Origin of the sequence: Anaeromyxobacter sp., assembly GCA_016718565.1 — a bacterium.
Classification (GTDB): Bacteria; Myxococcota; Myxococcia; order Myxococcales; family Anaeromyxobacteraceae; genus JADKCZ01.
On sequence record JADKCZ010000018.1, the window covers coordinates 1 to 17,500 of the forward strand.

The 17,500-nt window shown below is 73.4% G+C and carries 13 protein-coding genes (1 of these 13 cut by a window edge); 6 read left to right on the plus strand and 7 right to left on the minus strand.

Going from position 1 to position 17,500, the window contains the following annotated elements:
- Positions 1-1,583: 1,583 nt before the first annotated feature.
- The 3 genes from IPO09_19125 to IPO09_19135 form a co-directional block, all read right to left on the minus strand.
- Complete coding sequence (locus IPO09_19125) at positions 1,584-1,940, minus strand: hypothetical protein (GenBank protein MBK9519408.1); 357 nt, start codon at positions 1,938-1,940, stop codon at positions 1,584-1,586.
- Between the two features lie 865 nt (positions 1,941-2,805).
- On the minus strand, positions 2,806-3,015 hold the full coding sequence (locus IPO09_19130) for a hypothetical protein (GenBank protein MBK9519409.1): 210 nt from the start codon (positions 3,013-3,015) through the stop codon (positions 2,806-2,808).
- Positions 3,016-3,489: 474 nt separating this feature from the next.
- On the minus strand, positions 3,490-4,182 hold the full coding sequence (locus IPO09_19135; GenBank protein ID MBK9519410.1) for a metal-dependent hydrolase: 693 nt from the start codon (positions 4,180-4,182) through the stop codon (positions 3,490-3,492).
- A gap of 470 nt (positions 4,183-4,652) precedes the next feature.
- On the opposite strand from IPO09_19135, the gene IPO09_19140 reads away from it, so the two are divergent.
- On the plus strand, positions 4,653-5,066 hold the full coding sequence (locus IPO09_19140; protein MBK9519411.1) for a hypothetical protein: 414 nt from the start codon (positions 4,653-4,655) through the stop codon (positions 5,064-5,066).
- Positions 5,067-5,119: 53 nt separating this feature from the next.
- Here IPO09_19140 and IPO09_19145 read toward each other — a convergent pair whose 3' ends face one another.
- Entirely contained in the window at positions 5,120-6,025 is a 906-nt protein-coding gene (locus IPO09_19145; protein ID MBK9519412.1) for a VOC family protein, read from the minus strand.
- Positions 6,026-6,134: 109 nt separating this feature from the next.
- Here IPO09_19145 and IPO09_19150 point away from each other — a divergent pair, with 109 nt between their 5' ends.
- Positions 6,135-6,860 (plus strand): ThiF family adenylyltransferase, encoded by a 726-nt coding sequence (locus IPO09_19150; GenBank protein ID MBK9519413.1) that lies wholly within the window; start codon positions 6,135-6,137, stop codon positions 6,858-6,860.
- Complete coding sequence (locus tag IPO09_19155) at positions 6,857-7,540, plus strand: ThiF family adenylyltransferase (GenBank protein MBK9519414.1); 684 nt, start codon at positions 6,857-6,859, stop codon at positions 7,538-7,540. Before IPO09_19150 ends, IPO09_19155 begins: the two co-directional genes overlap by 4 nt.
- Positions 7,541-7,576: 36 nt before the next feature.
- Here the strand turns inward: IPO09_19155 and IPO09_19160 are convergent, their stop codons facing one another.
- Entirely contained in the window at positions 7,577-7,945 is a 369-nt protein-coding gene (locus IPO09_19160) for an IPT/TIG domain-containing protein (GenBank protein ID MBK9519415.1), read from the minus strand.
- A gap of 712 nt (positions 7,946-8,657) precedes the next feature.
- Between IPO09_19160 and IPO09_19165 the strand changes: the two genes are divergently transcribed.
- The 3 genes from IPO09_19165 to IPO09_19175 all read left to right on the plus strand — a co-directional run bounded on the left by IPO09_19165 (position 8,658) and on the right by IPO09_19175 (position 15,727).
- Complete coding sequence (locus tag IPO09_19165; GenBank protein ID MBK9519416.1) at positions 8,658-10,733, plus strand: multicopper oxidase domain-containing protein; 2,076 nt, start codon at positions 8,658-8,660, stop codon at positions 10,731-10,733.
- A gap of 105 nt (positions 10,734-10,838) precedes the next feature.
- Entirely contained in the window at positions 10,839-12,410 is a 1,572-nt protein-coding gene (locus IPO09_19170; protein MBK9519417.1) for an efflux RND transporter periplasmic adaptor subunit, read from the plus strand.
- On the plus strand, positions 12,407-15,727 hold the full coding sequence (locus IPO09_19175) for an efflux RND transporter permease subunit (GenBank protein ID MBK9519418.1): 3,321 nt from the start codon (positions 12,407-12,409) through the stop codon (positions 15,725-15,727). The genes IPO09_19170 and IPO09_19175 overlap by 4 nt, the downstream gene beginning before the upstream one ends.
- 154 nt (positions 15,728-15,881) lie before the next feature.
- Here the strand turns inward: IPO09_19175 and IPO09_19180 are convergent, their stop codons facing one another.
- The gene (locus tag IPO09_19180) at positions 15,882-16,382 is read right to left on the minus strand and encodes a hypothetical protein (GenBank protein MBK9519419.1); all 501 of its coding nucleotides are present in this window, start codon (positions 16,380-16,382) and stop codon (positions 15,882-15,884) included.
- A 100-nt stretch (positions 16,383-16,482) separates the two neighbouring features.
- Positions 16,483-17,500: the 3' portion of an SDR family oxidoreductase gene (locus IPO09_19185; GenBank protein ID MBK9519420.1), read on the minus strand. It continues 68 nt past the right edge of the window; the window shows 1,018 of its 1,086 coding nt (coding positions 69-1,086); its start codon lies off the right edge, out of view; its stop codon occupies positions 16,483-16,485.

Consider the following 17,500-nt stretch of genomic DNA (forward strand, 5'->3'; position numbering starts at 1 on the left):
AGCGAATCTGAAAGCCGCGTCGGCCCGCCGTTTACGGCGATCTTCGTCCCCGTGATGCCTTGATCCGGTGCTGCGGAGGAAGCCGCCAGCGAACCCGATCATGAACGTCTTCCCGCCGACGGCCCACCCCCGATGACCTCTCGGGCGTGACGTACTTCGTGTCCTGCGCGACTCTGGCAGACGGCCACGGTCGCACCGTCGAACGAGTGCCACAGGGCGTTGGAGCCGTTCGACCCAACGACCGCCGCCGTGGCCGTCGGTATCGAAGTTGTTCGCGATGAACGCGCCACCACGCGTTGCCTTCCCGCCGCGTCCGCCCCCCGTCGGCGCTGCGCAGCGTCGCGCCAGAAAAAGTCGTTAGCCGGGATGGTATCGGTGCCGTACCGCATCGAATAGCAACCGATGGTGTCGACTCGACCACCCAGGTGAAAGCCTCCGTCCGCCGTGGTCAGGGAGGAACCCACCACCGCTGGCCACTCCATGGAGCGCGTCACCCAAAGGCGACCCTAAGTGACGAGACCCGCTCGGCAGTGCGACCGGGGACCACGACAGGCCGGCGTCCGTCAAGCAAATGGTAGGATTACCGGTTGCGACCGCCACGGTCTCGCCAGCAAACGCGACCTCGAACAGCACTGCCCCGGCCGTCGTGGGATCCCCACCGGCGCCCACGTGAGCCAGCGCCGTCGAGGTTGCGAACGTGAATCACCGCAGGCCCTGCTCGAAGGGGGAAGACCCCCGACGGCGTCGAGAACGGCGTCGACGAAGTAGGCGTGGAAGTTCGAGCGCGCGGTATAAACGTCCACGACCTCGCCGGGACCGGTGGCCATCCGCCAGGACGCTCCAGCGTAAACCTGCGCTGGCGTACTGGCGATCAGCTCCGCCCGGTGGGCGTGTCCTGGCTCAGTCGATAGATGCGGACCTCGCTGAGGTTGTAGCCCACACCAGGAAACGCCCGTTCGCGGGGTCGAGCGCGACCGTGAAGTTCAACGTGTCCCCGGCCTTACGAAGCTGGCCCGATCGGCCTTGACGGCCCGGGACTGCGGCGAGCGCGCCAGCGGCACCTCGATCTTGGCCGTCAGGTCCACCGCCTTGCCGCTCAGGAAGAAGTGCTCGATGGCGCTCTCGATGGTCGCCCCGGGCTGACCGCGGCTTGAACCTCAGCTCGTACTCGCTGTTGCCAGATGCCGTCGATGGCCACCTCGTACAGCGAGCCCGTCTTGAGCTCGAACTCGGGGCCGGCCTCCAGCTAGATGAGTTCCAGCTGGCCAGGGCGGTGGTCCCCGTTGCCGAAGCTGGTCCAGCCCGGACCCCAGGCCGAAGAACAGCGCCGCCTTGGCGCGGATGCCCGCGTCGGTGGGGAGGAAACGGTGCGGGTGAGGTCGTGGGTCACGTCGCACGTCTTAAAGCCCTCGATCGCGTCGCTGCCTTCAGGCATGCGCCAGCCGAGCAGCCGGCATGGCCGTCGGCGTACCCTCCACGCCGGTGAACGCGGCCCACGCTCACCGCGCCGGCGCCAGCTGCGAGGTGAACCGCAGCGGGGGGCTGGGGCCACCACGATGGAGACAGGCCGGCCACGGGCAGCGTCAGCCGGCCGAAGTCGAGGTCGCAGGTGATGGCCCAGCGACCGCGGCGCCGAGCCGGAAGACCGCCTTGGCCTTGGCCTGCACCGTCCCCTCGGCCATGACCTCGCTCGCCACGCGCCGGCCGTCCACGATCTTGTCGACGATGGAGAATCCGACCTGCGGGGGTGTCAGCGTCGCCTCGAACTCGCCCGTCAACGGCGCCAGGTCGGCCTCGCTCCTGCAGGCGAAGGCGCCCAGCGGCTTGACGCTGTTCACGATCCCGCGAACGGCGCCAACCCGCTGGGTCGAGCCCGGCGCCTGGCGCTGCCACTGGACCTGCTGCGGGCTGAACCGAAGGTCGATCGAGAGATCCTGCACCAGCGCGGTGGTCGGCAGAAGCTCAGGTCGACCTCGGTGTCTCCGCCGGCAGGCCTGACGCCCAGCACGCGGCCGGCCAGCGCCGTCGAGCCCGTGCCGACCAGCAGCGCACCCGTGGGAGATGGGCGGCGCGCCCTCAGGGCAGAAGCGGATCTGGTCCGAGGCGGGCGTGCTCGAGACAGTCGAACGGGGCCGTGGCGATCTGGTCGTCCGGGATGGGCGTCACGCCGTCCTTCAGGCGAACCACCAGGGCCGTGACGGGCGGCGCTCGATCTCGCCGACGCGCGCACCGCGATCAACGCCGAGCCGGTCGCCCCAGGGCGCTCACGACGCCACTGCCGAGACCGCCACCTCGGCGGCGCGAGATGAGGCGAAGACCGGGGGCGAGGCCAGGATCTCCACCCCGCGGGCGTCGAAGCGCACCTTCAGGGCCATCGTCTCGCTCGCGCTCCTCAGCACCACCGCCGCAGGGGTGACCTCGAGCCGCGCCACTGGCCCCGGTCCAGAGGCGGGGTTCCCCGTTGCCGCAACCGGTCAGCCAAGCCGCGAAGACCAGGACCCACGGCGCACGAAGGTAGCCCATCGGCATCTCCAGTCTCCCGGCTGGAGCCAGAGGCCCCGGCGCTCTCGCGAGCCCGTGGCTTCTCACCCTTCCGTCGGCCTCGAAAGGTCCACTCCGCGAATAGTGGGTGGACCACTTCGGGAGCCGGGGCGAGGGGCCGGACCAGCGGAGCCCGGGCCTGACCCACGCGGTGAGGTCCGTTCTCCGCCCGTGCAGGGAAGTCGAAGGGTCGCGGGGGCAGCGCACGGCCCCCTCGCGCTGGTGCCCGGCACGGCCTCCGCGCGCCGGCGATGCCGCGCCCGGTCAGCCCCCGCGAACGGCGCTCGGGCCGCCGAGCAGGCGCGCCGGCAGGCGCAGCACGGCCTGGAGGAGCCCGAGCACGCCGTCCACGGCCAGCCCAAGGAGGCGGAAGGGGAGCAGCAGGAGCCACACCACCGGGTGGAGCACGAGCGCGAACAGCGCGAGCGGCCAGCAGACCACCAGCAGGAGCAGCCAGAGCAGGAACGTCGCCATGCCTCTGCCTCCGGCGCGAGCAGCCACCCGGGACAGGCGTGCGTGCGGCTTTCCGCCACCCGCCGCTCCCCGACTCCAAGGGCCAGTGGAACCGCGGTGACTGGAGCGCCCGCCTAGAGCGCGCCGGGCCGGTGCGCGACCGCGGGGATGGGGAGGTGTCTCCGGTCCCGGCCAGCGACCTCGCGCCACAGGTCGGCCAGCCCGCGTCCTCGAAGCGAGGACTGGAGCGGCCCACCGGCGCCACGGGATCCTCCGGCCGCAGCGTCATGGCCCAGAGCGGCGCCAGGCCGGCGGGGTCGGCGGCGTAGCGGTGGTCCGCCAGCACCAGCCCGGCGCCCGGGAGCCTCCCGACCCAGCCGTCGGTGAACCAGAACCAGACGCGGGCGGCCCGCGCCACGGCGGCGGGAGCGGCCGCCGGCAACGAGGTGAGCTCCTCGGCGCGGACCGCCAGCGTGCTGGCCCCGGGGCGCACCGTCACGGTGCCCCCGGCGAGCGGCAGGCGCAGGGCATCGGCGTGGAGCCGGCCGTCGGGCGTCTGGTAGAGGCTTCGCCAGAGCACCACGTTGGCGAGGGAGGGATCGACGAGGGAACGCACCACCTCGTGGCCGCGGGCGGCGGCCAGGCCCCCTGGGCGTCGGCGGCGCGGGCGTGCTGCAGGGCGCCCACCCCGAGCCAGGCCAGCGCCACGGCCAGCGCGGCCGCGGCCGGCCAGGCGCTCCGCAACCAGGCGGCCAGCACCACCCCGAGGAGCAGGGGCAGGGTGATCACCGGGTCGACGATGGAGACCACGTTCCAGGCGATGCGCTGGTCGGAGAAGGGCCAGAGGAGCTGCGTGCCGTAGCTGGTGCAGGCGTCGAGGGGGGCGTGGGTCGCCCAGCCTGCCAGCGCGGCGGCGTAGACCGCCCCCGCCCTGGCCCGCCACTCGCGGCGCAGCAGGAACGGCGCCGCGACGAGCGCTGCACCCACGGGCGTGAAGACGAGCGCGTGGGTGAAGGCGCGGTGCTGCTCGATGGCGAGGAGCGGGTCTGCGGCGCTGCGGATGAGCACGTCGGCGTCCGGCAACCACCCGGCCAGCCCGCCCACCAGCGCCGCCGTGCGGCCGAGCGCCCGCCCGCCCACGACCTGGCCCGCGGCGGCTCCGATGACGAACTGGGTGACGGTGTCCATGGGATGGCCCGAGGTGAGACATGCGGTCGGCGCGGCGGCCGCGCAACCGGTGCATCCGCCTTGGCTCCGGAGGGGGCCCTTCGTGCAGCGCAGTCCGTGGCAGGGGTCCAGCTCCCCGGCGAGCAGCGTCGTCGCCCTGTCCACCAGGCCGGATCGAGCCCCCCTGCCCTGCCGAACGGCAGGACCAGTCCAGTCGACTGGACTCCCCCTGCGGGGCAGGTTCCGGAGGCCCGGCCCCACCCGATCCACGGGCCCCCTCCGGCCCAGAGCCCTGCCTCGGCGCGCCGACCGGCAACGGAACGACGACCATCACCTGTCGCGACGGCGCCAGGGACCTGGTGTGTACGGCGGCAGATTGCGGCGGTGTCACGAGCGTGGTCATCGAAGGCACGGACCTGGCCCTGGTGAGCTCGGAGGCGCGCCGCGTCCGCCTCCGGCCCGCCCTGACCCGCCGCTTCAGGTATCCTCGCGTGGTCACCTCCCACCCGTCGTCACCTCCGCCCCACCCGCCTCACCCCCTGGAGCCCGCTCTGCCACACGTCGTCATCGAGGAGGCGCTCGACCTCGGGATCGCCAGCCAGGGCGTGGCGCTCTCGGCCACCCGCGCCGGCGCCGAGATCCTCAAGGTCGTCGACCTCTACCTGAACCGGTCGGGGCGCACCGCGCTGGTCGACTGCGTGGCCGTGGAGGAGGGGCGCTCGCAGTCCTTCTTCGTGCAGCTCTCGCAGAAGGACCGCCAGATCACGGTCCGGCTGCTGCCGGCCACGGACCCGGAGAAGACCACGGGCGTGAAGCGGCTCATGGCGCACATCGCCAGGCAGCTCCTGGCGGCCAGCGGTGGGGGCCGCTTCGGCAAGACCAACCTGCAGGACTTCCTGGCCTGAGCGGCCGGGAGGAGCTCCCCTCCCGTCGCCGGCTCAGCCGCTGGGCGGCCCGGCTACCCTCCCCCGGAGGCGCGCTCCAGCGCCGCCAGGTCGAGCTTCTCCATCGTCAGCAGCGCCGCGAAGACCCGATCCCGCGCCGCGGCGTCGCCCCCCGTCAGCCACGCCAGGAGGCGGATCGGCACCACCTGCCAGGAGACGCCGAAGCGGTCCTTCAGCCAGCCGCAGGGGCCGTGGGAGCCGCCGGTGGCCAGGGCGTCCCAGACCCGATCCAGCGTCGCCTGGTCCTCGCACATCACCTGCAGCGAGACCGCCTCGTTGAAGGTGAGCCCGTGGGCCAGGTGGCTGTCCATGGCGACCAGATCCTGCCCCGCCAGCACGAAGCGACCGTGCTTCACCGTGCCCTCCGGACCCTCCCCCGGCGCGTAGCGCTCCAGGTCGCCGAGGCGGCTGTCCGGGAAGATCCCCGCCCAGGCGCGCATGGCCTCCTCGGCCCGGCCGTGCTGCGGCCCCGCGAACATGAAGCACGGGGCGATGGCCGCGCCGCCGGGCGGGCGGCGCCCGGCGATCACCTGCCAGGAGACGCCGAAGCGATCCTGCACCCAGCCATAGCGGGCGCTCCAGGGGTAGGCGTCGAGCGGCATGAGCACCTGGCCGCCGTCGGCGAGCGGCGCGAAGAGCCGGTCGGCCTCCGCCGGCGTATCGGCGTGGACGAAGAAGGAGATGCTCGGGTTGGGCCGGAAGAGCGGGCCGCCGTCGAGCAGCGTGAAGCGCCGCCCCGCCAGCTCGAGCTCCACCGTGAGCAGGCTGCCGCGCGGCCGGCCGCCTGGGGTGTCGAGGGACTCCGGGTAGCGGGTGGTCCCGGTGATCCGTCCCCTCGGGAAGGTCCGGAGGTAGAGGTCGGCGGCCTGCTCGGCCTGGCCGTCGAACCAGAGGCACGGCACGATCTGGTGGTTGGGCATGAGGAGGCCCGTAGCGCCCGGCGACGGCCGGCGCAAGGCGGACCACGGGGTCCCGCCGCCCCGGCCTCAGCCTCGGCCCTGCTACACTGCGCGGCCTCGGAGGTAGGCGATGAGGCGGGCCCTGGGAGATCTGCCGGACAGGACGGCGCTGGTGTTCGGGCTGGGGGCCCTGGGCGGCCCGGCGGCGCACGCGCTGGCCGCGGCCGGGGTCGGGCGCCTCCTCCTCGCCGACCAGGCCCCGGTGGAGTCCACCGACCTGGTGGTGGCGCCGCTCCTCGCCGAGGGCTCGGTGGGCCAGCCGCGCGCCGCCGCCGCCGCGCTGGCCCTGGCCAGGCTCTTCCCGGCGCTCGAGGTCACGGTCGTGGAGCAGCCGCTCGTCACCGACGCCGCCCCAATGGCCCTGCACGGCGCGGACCTGGTGGTGGAGGCCTCCGGGCGGTTCCCCCTCATGTTCGCGGTGAACGACGCCGGGGTGGCCCTCGGGGTGCCGGTGGTGCACGGCGCCGTCGCGGCCTTCACGCTCCAGCTCCTGACCACCCTGCCCGGCGTCACCGGCTGCCTGCGCTGCCTCTTCGAGGGTCCTCCGCCGCCGGCCGAGGCGGGCGTCCTCGACGCCGACCCGCTCGGCCCCCTGGCCGGGCTGGCCGGCTCGCTCATGGGGATCGAGGCGGCGCGCGTCCTCGGCGGCCTCCCGGGCGCCTACGCCGGCCAGCTCCTCGCCTACGAGGCCCGCACCGGCTGGTCGCGGACGGTGCCGGTGGCGCCGCGGCCTGGCTGCGCCGCCTGCGGGCACGTCATCGCGGCGCGGGCATCGACCGGGGAGGCCGCCCCGTGAGCCCCGCCCACGACCCGGCGGCCCGCTTCGCCCGCCAGCAGGCCCTGCCTGGCTACGGCGAGGCCGGCCTGCCGCGGCTGGCCCGCGCCCGGGTCCACGTGGTGGGAGCCGGCCCGCTGGCCGGGCCCACCCTGCTCTCCCTGGCGCGCGCCGGGATCGGCACGCTCTACGTGGACGACGGCGGCGACGTGGATCCCTGGGACGCGGGCGGCTGGCTCTACGCCCCCGTCGATCAGGGCCGCTCCCGCATGCTCGCCGCCCTCGAGGTGGTGCGCGCCTCCTGCGCGGCGGTGGTGGTCCGGCCGTTCGCCACCGACACCAGGCCGACGGCCACCGCGGTCTGCTCGGGCAACGAGGCGGTGGCTCGCACCGCGGCCGAGCGGGCCCGGCTGGCCGGCCTGCCCCATGTGGTCGCGGTCGGCGACGCCGCGGGCGGAGAGGTGGTGACCATCCCGGTCGGCGCGCCCTGCTTCGCCTGCGCCGCGCGCCCCGGGGCGCGCGCCCAGCCGGCCGGCGGCGCGGCCTCGGCGCTGGCCTCGCTGGCCGCGCTCGAGCTGCTGCTGCTGCTGATCGGCACGGGGACGGGCCAGACGCTCGGGCGGCGGGTGCTGCTGCAGGGCGGGCGGCCGCGCGTCGAGACCACGGCGCGCCGCCCCGGGTGCCAGTGCCAGCGCGGCTGAGCGCTCGCCGGGCCGGTCCAACGGCGGCGGGCCTCGTCACTCCAGGTAGGTGAAGGGCTGGCCGGCCAGCGCCCAGCTCCCGTCGGCGTTGGTGAGGGCGATGGTCACCTGGCCGGGCTTGCCCGCAGGGACCTCCACGGTCACCGCCTCACCGCTGGCGGCCACGATGCGGGCCGCCCTGGAGCCGAACATCACCTGCGACACCCGCAGGTGCTGCCCGCGGATGACCACCTGCACCCCGCCGGCGGCCGGTGCACGGTGCGGCGTCACCACCTCGATGGTGGGCTCGGGGAGGGTCCCGGCGTCCGGCGGCGGCGTCCAGGGGGCAGGCGCCTTCACCACCGTCTGCTGCGGGGGCTCGCGCCGCCCGGACGTGAACTCGAGGTCGCTGACGAGGCGGCTCATCTCGCCCTGCAGCCGCTCGGCAGCCTCCCGCTCCGCCTCGGTCCGAGGCTCGCCGTCGTGCGCCGCAATCCCCTCCGAAAATGCCCCACCGGCCGCGGCTCCGCCTGGAGCGCCCGCCGCCCCAGCCTGCGCCGCGCCCCCGCGGCCGTCGGAGCCCGGGCCGCCTTCTCGACCAGGGCTCCCGGCCTCAGCGTTCGCCGCGCCGGCCGCCTGCGCCGCGCCAGCCTCCCCGCCTGCGGCCGTGGAGCGCGGCCCGAACCCGAGCGCGTCGCTGAGGCGTGCCGCCTGCCAGATCCCGAGGGCCGCGGCGAGCACCACGCCGGCCCCGATCACGCCCGTCCTCGACCACCACGGCTGCACCGACATGTACACCTCCGCCGCTGATTCTAGTGCCGTACGCCTCATGGCCCACTCCATCGGCTCGAGCCCGTCCGGTGATCGCGGGACGTGGCTCCGATCGGCGACCCGAGGGCCGGGCACCGGCACCCGCCAAGGCGCTGGAATCGCTGGAACCATGCGTTGACGGAGGTCCGTCGCTTTGAGGCCAAAGCAAGTGACACGGCGTCGTGGGGCGGCTCAGGCACTTTGCCGCAACCCCCGGAGTGGCCAGATTCCGCCCGTGCACCGAGAAGCCTGCCCGCATGCCTCACCCCGGAACAGCGACACCGGGGACACCAGCAACCCGACCGGGAGTCGGGGGGGGAGCCGTGAGATGAGTGATCCGTCCAAGAAGGCCGAAGGCCAGGCGACCAGCGGCATGACCCGCCGCGACCTCCTCAAGATCGGCGCCGCCTCGGGCGCCGCCACCGTGGTGGGCGCCGCGCTCGGGACCGTCCCCACGCCGGCCGCGGCGCAGGGCGTCCCGGTCTGCAGCGGCCTGAACGCCATCGAGGCCTACCCGGTCAGCCCGCTCATCCTCCGGCCCTTCACCGACCCGCTGCCCATCCCGCAGGCGGTCGCGCCGGAGACCGCGGCCACGGTGGCCAGCTGGCCCAACCAGCCCGGCCCGGGCGTCGGGCAGCAGGACGTGGACGGCGGCACCCACCAGTTCTATCCGGGACAGGTGGGCACCTTCTGCGAGAACATGCCGCAGCCGGTCGTCTACCGGCTCAAGCTCGAGGTGGGGGAGCACTCCTACAGCTCCTCGCCGGTGCGGACCCTGGTCCCCTACGTCGGCGTCGACGGCAACACCGTGCCGGCCGGCACCGTGGTGCCCCAGCTGCCCAAGACCACCATCTACGGCTTCAACGGCCAGTTCCCCGGCCCGATGATCAACGCCGAGTACGGCAAGCCGAACCTGGTCCGCTTCGAGAACCACCTCGACGAGAACCCGCTCAACCTCGACCGCGGCGACTTCGGCGATCCGGAGCTGGGCTTCCTCACCCACCTGCACAACGGCCACACCGCCCCCGAGTCCGACGGCAACCCGCACCACAAGCCGGAGGCCTACCAGCCGGGCGACTGGGTGGACAACCTCTACCTGAACTACCCGGCCGGCGGCGACGAGAACGAGAAGCAGTCCTTCCTCTGGTTCCACGACCACCGCGAGGGGCACACCGGCGCCAACGTCTACAAGGGCATGGCCGGCCTCTACCCCATCTACGACCCGATCCTGGACCCGGGCGACGAGACCAGGGGCCTCCGGCTGCCCGGCGTGCGCCGCAACAACCCGGACGGCACCTTCAACGTGGACTACGACATCCCCCTCGCCATCCACGACGTGGCCCTCGACGACGGCGACGTGCCCCACCAGGACTTCCACAACGGCTGCGGCGAGTCCCACCCCGAGTGGTGGGGCAAGTCCTTCTTCCGCCACTTCCCCAACCACGGCTTCGTGGGCGACGTCTTCTGCGTCAACGGCGTCGCCTTCCCGGTGCTGACGGTGAAGCGCAGGAAGTACCGCTTCCGCTTCCTCACCGCCGCCATCGCGCGCCAGTTCGAGCTGTCGTTCATGCGGTCGACCCGCGGGCCGATCGCGGCCGTGGACCTCGGCTACACGGGCGGCGAGCTGCAGGGCCAGTACCGGCTGCCCGACGCCCGCCTGGCGCTGCGCCAGACCCAGATCGCCACCGGCGGCGGGCTGCTGCCCTCGGCCATCGTGCGCGACGCCATCGAGAACTGGCCGGGCATGCGCCACGAGGTGGTCATCGACTTCACCAAGTGGATCGACGGCCGGGCCACCAGGAAGGGCGAGGTGGTCTGGCTGGTCAACACCATGAAGATGCTGGACGGGCGCAAGGCCAACAACAGCACCCGGCTCGGCAACGACCCCCGCTACAAGACCCCGGTGATGAAGATCATCATCGGCGACGACGCCCCGGACGCCAGCATCATGCCCAGGGTCGGTCGGCCGCTGCGGCCCATGCCGTCGAGGCCCGCCGACCTGGCCTCCCTGCCGCGCCGCACCTTCGACCTGGAGCGCGGCGGCTTCGGCGGCGAGATCCAGTGGCTCATCAACGGCCACCCCTTCGAGCCGACCGTTCCGCTGGCGGTGGTGAAGCGTGGCCAGCCCGAGGTCTGGACCGTCAAGACCGCCGGCGGCTGGAGCCACCCGATGCACTTCCACCAGGAGGAGCACCAGGTCCTCACCCGCGACGGCCAGCCGGCCGAGCTGGTGGCGGGCCACGCCGACGACCTCGCCCGCGACGACATCATCGCGCTCGACGCCGGGGAGGAGGTCAGCATGTACCGCAACTTCCGCACCTTCACCGGCAAGTACGTGGCCCACTGCCACAACCTGGCCCACGAGGACCACTCCATGATGTTCGGCTGGATCATCGAGCCGTAGACGCCCCGCCCCGGCGCGCCTCGGCCCTCTCGGGGCCGGGGCGACGCCGGCCGCAGCACCAGCCGTCCTCCCGCCCCTCACCCTTCGCCCAAAGGTGTGAACGCGATGCGCACGCTTTCCCTCGTGGTCCTCTGCCTGGCCATCGGCCTGGGCGGATTCCTGGCCGGTCGCTCGGCCTCGGCCCCGTCTGGCGCCCCGGCTTCCGCGGCGCGCGCCATCCGCCACTACGCCTGCCCCATGCACCCGACCATGAAGTCGGACGCGCCGGGCACCGCGCCCTGCTGCGGCATGGCGCTCGAGCCCGTCTTCCAGGACGGGCGCGCCGCCGCCGGCGTGGCCCCGCTCCCGCCCGGCGCCGTGGCCATCGAGGCCGGCCTGCGCCAACTCCAGGGGGTGAAGGTCGGCCCGGTCGGGAAGGGCGCCTCGAGCCACACCGTTCGCCTCTTCGGCCGGGTGGCCCCCGACGAGACCCGCCTCTACAGCCTCAACGCGGCCCAGGAGGGCTCCATCCAGGAGCTCGCCAGCGTCACCACCGGGTCCTTCGTGAAGAAGGACCAGCGGCTCGGCGCCTTCTTCTCCGCCGAGATGCGCTCCGCCCTGCAGTCCTTCATCACGGCGCTCGACGTCATCGACCTCGATCCGCAGGCCCGCGCCGACACCGGGCAGATCGTGGCCGCCGGCTCCACGCCCAACCGGAACGCGCAGTTCGTCGTCGAGCGGCTCCGCGCCATGGGCATGTCGCTGCATCAGATGCACGAGGTGCGGCGGACCCGCCTGGTGCCGCTGGACATCGACATCCGCTCGCCGGCCGACGGCCTGATCCTGGCCCGGAGCGTCACCCCTGGCCAGAAGTTCGACAAGGGCGCCGAGTGGTTCCGCATCGCCAACCTCGACCGGGTCTGGATCCTGGCCGACCTGCTGGAGGGCGACGCCCCCCTGGCCCGCCCGGGCGCCAGGGCCACCGTCACCATCCCCGGCCGCCCAGGGACGCTCACCGCCGTGGTGAGCCGGGTCCCGCCCCAGTTCGACCCGGCCTCGCGGACCTTGAAGGTCCGGCTCGAGCTCGAGAACCCCGGCGCCCTGCTCAGGCCCGACATGTACGTGGACGTCGAGCTCAGCGTGGAGCGCCCGGCCGCGCTGACCGTGCCGGTGGACGCCATCGTCGACTCCGGGCTGCGCCGCACCGTCTTCGTGGAGCGAGGCGACGGGATCTACGCGCCCCAGGCCATCCAGACCGGCTGGCGCGCCGGCGATCGCGTGGAGGTGGTGGCTGGCCTGCAGGCGGGCGACCGCATCGTCCTGGCGGGCGCCTTCCTGGTCGACTCGGAGAGCCAGCTCAGGTCCGCCGCCGTCCCGACCGGCGCCCCGGGCACCGGGGCCGACGCCGGGGCCGGGGCCCACACCGCGACCGGGGCCGACGCCGGGGCTGGCCCGGCCGGCGCCTCCGCCAAGGACCCGGTCTGCGGCATGAGCGTGGACGAGGCCAGGGCCCAGGCCGCCGGCAAGACCGCCGACCACCGGGGCCGCCGCTACGCCTTCTGCTCCGACGCCTGCCGCATCCGCTTCGAGGCCGCCCCCGCGACCTTCACGGCCACCGGGGTGCCCGGCGGCGCGCACCACGACGGCCACGACCACGGCACCCTGCAGGCCACCGCCGGGGCCGGGGCCAGGCCATGATCGACCGGCTCATCGAGTTCTCGGTCCGCAACCGCTTCCTGGTCTTCGCCCTGGCGGTGGCCGGCTGCCTGGCCGGCTGGTGGTCGATGCGCCACGTGGCGCTCGACGCCATCCCGGACCTCTCCGACACCCAGGTCATCATCTACTCGAAGTGGGACCGCAGCCCGGACCTGGTGGAGGACCAGGTCACCTACCCCATCGTCACCGCCATGCTGGGGGCGCCCAAGGTCAAGGCGGTGCGCGGCTACTCCGACTTCGGCTACTCCTACGTCTACGTCATCTTCGAGGACGGCACCGACATCTACTGGGCCCGCTCGCGCACCACCGAGCTGCTCTCGTCGGTGGTCTCGTCGCTGCCGCAGGGGGTGAAGACCGAGCTGGGGCCGGACGCCACCGCCCTGGGCTGGGTCTTCCAGTACGTGCTGGAGGACACCAGCGGGCGCCACGACCTGGCCGAGCTCCGCTCCGCCCAGGACTGGTACCTGCGCTACCACCTGCGCTCGGTGCCCGGCGTGGCCGAGGTGGCCTCGCTGGGCGGCTTCGTGCAGCAGTACCAGGTCAACCTCGACCCGAACCGGCTGCGCGCCCACGGCATCCCCATCGGGCGGGTCGTCGAGGCGGTCAAGGGCGGCAACGGCGACGCCGGCGGCCGCCTCATCGAGGTGGCCGGCGCCGAGTACATGGTGCGCGGCCGCGGCTATGCCCGCAGCGTCCAGGACTTCGAGGACCTGGTGGTCGGCGGCGAGCGCGGCGCCCCCATCCGCGTCAAGGACGTGGGCCAGGTGGTCGTCGGCCCGGAGCTGCGACGCGGCGTGGTGGACCTGGACGGCACCGGCGACGCCGTCTCCGGCATCGTGGTGATGCGGCAGGGCGAGAACGCCCTGCAGGTCATCGACCGGGTCAAGGCCAAGCTGGCGCAGGTGGCGCCCGGGCTGCCGGCCGGCGTCAAGGTGGTGCCCATCTACGACCGCTCCGAGCTCATCGACCGGTCCATCGACACCCTGCGCTCCACCCTGCTGGAGGTGCTGCTGACGGTCTCGGTGGTCATCCTGCTCTTCCTCTGGCACGTGCCGAGCGCCATCATCCCGCTGGTCACCATCCCGGTGGCGGTGCTGATCTCCTTCATCCCCTTCCAGGCCATGGGGATCACCGCCAACATCATGTCCCTGGGCGGCATCGCCATCGCCATCGGCGCGCTGGTGGACGCGGCCATCGTGGTGGTGGAGCAGACCCACAAGCGGCTGGAGGAGTGGGAGCGGGAGGGCCGGCCGGGCGACTACGTCGAGGTGATCATCGCCGCGGTGAAGCAGGTGGGCCCCACCTCCTTCTTCGCCCTGCTGGTCATCGGCGTGTCCTTCATGCCGGTGCTGGCGCTGGAGGACCAGGAGGGGCGGCTCTTCAAGCCGCTGGCCTACACCAAGAACCTGGCCATGGTGGTGGCGGCCTTCCTGGCCATCACGCTCGATCCGGCCCTGCGCGTCACCTTGACCCACTTCCGCACCTTCGACTTCAAGCCGCGCTGGCTGGCCCGCGCCAGCAACGCCCTGGTGGGCGGGAAGATCCACGCCGAGGAGCACCACCCGGTCAGCCGCTGGCTCATGGCGGCGTACGAGCCGGTGGTAGCCTGGGCGCTGCGCCACCGGCTGCTGGTGGTGGGCGGGGCGCTGGGCCTGGTGCTGGCCACCATCCCCGTCTACCGGCAGCTCGGCTCCGAGTTCATGCCGCCCCTCGACGAGGGGGCGCTCCTCTACATGCCGACCACCGTGCCCGGGCTCTCCATCGCCGAGGCGCAGCGGCTGCTGCAGGTGAGCGACGGCATCCTGAAGCGCTTCCCCGAGGTGGACCGGGTGCTGGGCAAGGCGGGGCGGGCCGAGACCGCCACCGACCCGGCCCCCCTCTCCATGCTGGAGACGGTGGTCACCCTGAAGCCTCACGCGGCTTGGCGGAGGGCCGACACCTGGTGGACCGGGTGGGCGCCCGGCTTCCTCAGGCCGGCCCTCCGCCACCTCACCCCGGACCACATCTCCCCGGAGCAGCTGGTCTCGGAGATGAACGAGGCGCTCACGCTGGTGGGCGTCTCCAACGCCTGGACCATGCCCATCAAGGGGCGCATCGAGATGCTCAGCACCGGCATGCGCACGCCGGTGGGGCTCAAGGTGTCGGGGGCCGACCTGGAGCAGATCGAGCGGATCGGCGTCCAGGCCGAGGCCATCCTGCCGTCGGTCCGCGGCACCCGCAGCGTCTTCGCCGAGCGGGCCGGGCGGGGCTACTTCCTCGACGTGGAGTGGCGCCGCGACGCGCTGGCCCGCGAGGGGCTCACGGTGGACGAGGCGCAGATGGTCCTGCAGGCGGCCGTGGGCGGCGAGAACGTCAGCACCGCCTTCCAGGGTCGGGCCCGCTACCCGGTCAACGTGCGGTACCAGCGCGACTTCCGCAGCGACCTCGACGCGCTGGGCCGGGTGCTGGTCCCGGTGGAGGGCGGGCAGCGCCACGTGGCGCTCTCCCAGCTGGCCACCCTGCGGACCGCCGCCGGGCCCTCGATGATCCGCAACGAGGACGGCCTGCTGACCGGCTACGTGTACGTGGACCTGGCCGGGCGCGACCCGGTCGGCTACGTCGAGGAGGCCAGCGCCCTGCTGGCCTCGAAGCTCACCCTGCCGGCCGGCTACGCCGTCACCTGGAGCGGCCAGTACGAGTCGCAGCAGCGGGTGGCCAGGCGGCTGGCCACCGTCATCCCCTTCACGCTGCTGCTGGTGCTGCTGCTCCTCTACCTCAACACCCGCTCCTTCACGAAGACCGCCATCGTGGCCCTGGCGGTGCCCTTCTCCAGCATCGGCGCCATCTGGCTGCTCTGGCTGCTCGGCTACAACATGAGCGTGGGCGTCTGGGTCGGGCTGATCGCGCTGCTCGGGCTGGACGCCGAGACCGGCGTGTTCATGCTGCTGTACCTCGACCTGGCCTACGAGGACGCCAAGAAGCGGGGCCGCCTGCGCAGCCTGGCCGACCTCGACCTGGCCGTCATGGCCGGCGCGGCCAAGCGGCTGCGCCCCAAGTTCATGACCTTCGCCACCACCTTCGTCGGCCTGGTGCCCATCCTGTGGGCCACCGGCACGGGGGCCGACGTCATGAAGCGCATCGCCGCGCCCATGGTGGGCGGCCTCTTCACGTCCTTCGTGCTCGAGCTGGTGGTCTACCCGGTGGTCTACCGCACCTGGCGGTGGCACGCCGAGGTGAAGCACCTGGTGGCCGCCGGCCCCTCGGCGCCCGGCGCGGCGGCCGTGGCGGGCGCCTCGCCGACCGCCTCCGCCCCCGTCTAGACGCCACGCACGATCCGCGATCTCCCCGTTCGCCCCGGGCCCTTCGACCTCGCCCCGCTGGCGTGAGGCGACGCCCAGGACGGGCTGCGGGCCGAAGGCCCGAGGTCGAGGGGCGCCCCACGACCACGGGCCGGCCTCGACTCCGCGGCCCGGCTCAGCGGGGGTGGCACTCCTTGCAGGCCTTCGGCCCCTTGCCCTCCGCCTTGTGGCAGGCCACGCAATACTGGTGGGGAGCGTCGCGCGGGAGTCCCGCGATCTTGCCGGGCACGCCCTGGTGGCACCGGACGCAGTCGAGCGACGGGTGCTGGGCGTGATCGAACTTGAGGTGGGCCTTCCTCGACTTCATGGCGATGGGCCCGGTCGGCGCGGCTTCGCCGGCCTCCGACCGCTTGACGGGACCGGCGCCCGCGGCCTTGCGAGGTGCCGGCGGCCGGGCCGCGCTGGCTGGCGCCTTGGCAGCCGGCTTGGCCTTGGCCTTGGCCGGTGGAGCCTTGGTGGCCGGGGGCTGACCCGTCAGCGTCCTGGTCGCCGGGGGCCTGGCCGGCTGCGGCGGCGAGGCCGGAGCGGCCGCGGCACCAGGGCCGACGGCGGGCGCCTCGGCGGCCAGGCCAGGGGTGGACCAGACCAGCAGGGCGAGCAGCACGAGCGACTTCATCGAAGGGCTCCCTCTCCGGGGCACCCGTGGCGGGCACCCTCTCTCAGGCCAGAACGCGCCGGCGATGATACTTCATCCCCGCCGGGCGCCGGAGGACGCCTCAGACCATGGCCGCGGCCGAGATCTCCGGGTGGTTCCGGAAGAACTCGACCAGGCGCGGCAGGTAGTCCGGGAGCGGCGGGCACGCCACCCCGGTGCCCACCAGGTCGGACTGGGCGTTGCGGGTGTCGTAGCGGGCCGGGTGGACGAAGTAGTCGATGGCCGCCGACGGGATGCGCAGCAGCGCGTGCACGCCCGGCACGTGGTCCAGCGAGAACTTGGCCAGCCCGACCGGCAGCGGGATCTGCACCAGGTGGCGGCCGGTCACCACCGAGAGGTGGTGCAGCAGCGCCTTCACCTCGAGCGGCCGGGGGTCGGCCAGCTGGTAGGTCTTCCCCAGGCTGCCGGGCAGGCCGGCCAGGGCGTCGATGGCCCCGATGACGAAGTCGCGCGGCACCAGGTTCACCTCGTGGGAGCCGTCCCCCACCATCGGCAGCAGCGCCACCCGGGGCTGGCGCAGCAGCCACTGGATGATGAAGTAGGGCCCGTCGAACTTCTGGGTCTCGCCGCTGCGGCTGTCGCCTACCGTGATGGACGGCCGGTAGATGGTGCCCGGGAGCCCGGCGGTCATGGCGGCGCGCACCTCCACCTCCGCCAGGTGCTTGGTCTCCTCGTAGAAGTTGTTGAAGACCTGCCCCTTCTCCAGGTCCGACTCCAGGAACAGCCCTGGGTGGCGCCCAGAGACGTAGCAGGTGGAGACGTACTGGAAGCGGCCGAGCCGGCCGCAGCGGGCGGCGAACTCGAGCAGGTGGCGGGTGCCGGCCACGTTGACCGCCATCCCGACCTCCCGCGGGACCATCAGGTCGTAGGCGGCGGCCAGGTGGAAGACCTCCACCACGTCGGCGGCGGCCGCCGCAGGATCAGGCAACCCGAGGCCCGGCGTGGTGATGTCCCCCTCCACCAGCCGGATCCGGCCGCGCAGCGCCGGGTGCAGCCCGCCCAGGATGTCGGCCCTGGCGCGCGCCAGTGCCGCGAACTTGGGCTGGACCAGGCAGAGGGCCGTGTCGTCCGGGCGGCGA

What these genes read in the sequence shown, in the direction of transcription:
- IPO09_19170 (MBK9519417.1), top strand. Translation starts at nt 10,839, where the DNA reads ATGCGCACGCTTTCCCTCGTGGTCCTCTGCCTGGCCATCGGCCTGGGC.
- IPO09_19180 (MBK9519419.1), bottom strand. Translation starts at nt 16,382, where the DNA reads ATGAAGTCGCTCGTGCTGCTCGCCCTGCTGGTCTGGTCCACCCCTGGC.
- IPO09_19175 (MBK9519418.1), top strand. Translation starts at nt 12,407, where the DNA reads ATGATCGACCGGCTCATCGAGTTCTCGGTCCGCAACCGCTTCCTGGTC.
- IPO09_19135 (MBK9519410.1), bottom strand. Translation starts at nt 4,182, where the DNA reads ATGGACACCGTCACCCAGTTCGTCATCGGAGCCGCCGCGGGCCAGGTC.
- IPO09_19145 (MBK9519412.1), bottom strand. Translation starts at nt 6,025, where the DNA reads ATGCCCAACCACCAGATCGTGCCGTGCCTCTGGTTCGACGGCCAGGCC.
- IPO09_19130 (MBK9519409.1), bottom strand. Translation starts at nt 3,015, where the DNA reads ATGGCGACGTTCCTGCTCTGGCTGCTCCTGCTGGTGGTCTGCTGGCCG.
- IPO09_19150 (MBK9519413.1), top strand. Translation starts at nt 6,135, where the DNA reads ATGAGGCGGGCCCTGGGAGATCTGCCGGACAGGACGGCGCTGGTGTTC.
- IPO09_19160 (MBK9519415.1), bottom strand. Translation starts at nt 7,945, where the DNA reads ATGAGCCGCCTCGTCAGCGACCTCGAGTTCACGTCCGGGCGGCGCGAG.
- IPO09_19165 (MBK9519416.1), top strand. Translation starts at nt 8,658, where the DNA reads ATGAGTGATCCGTCCAAGAAGGCCGAAGGCCAGGCGACCAGCGGCATG.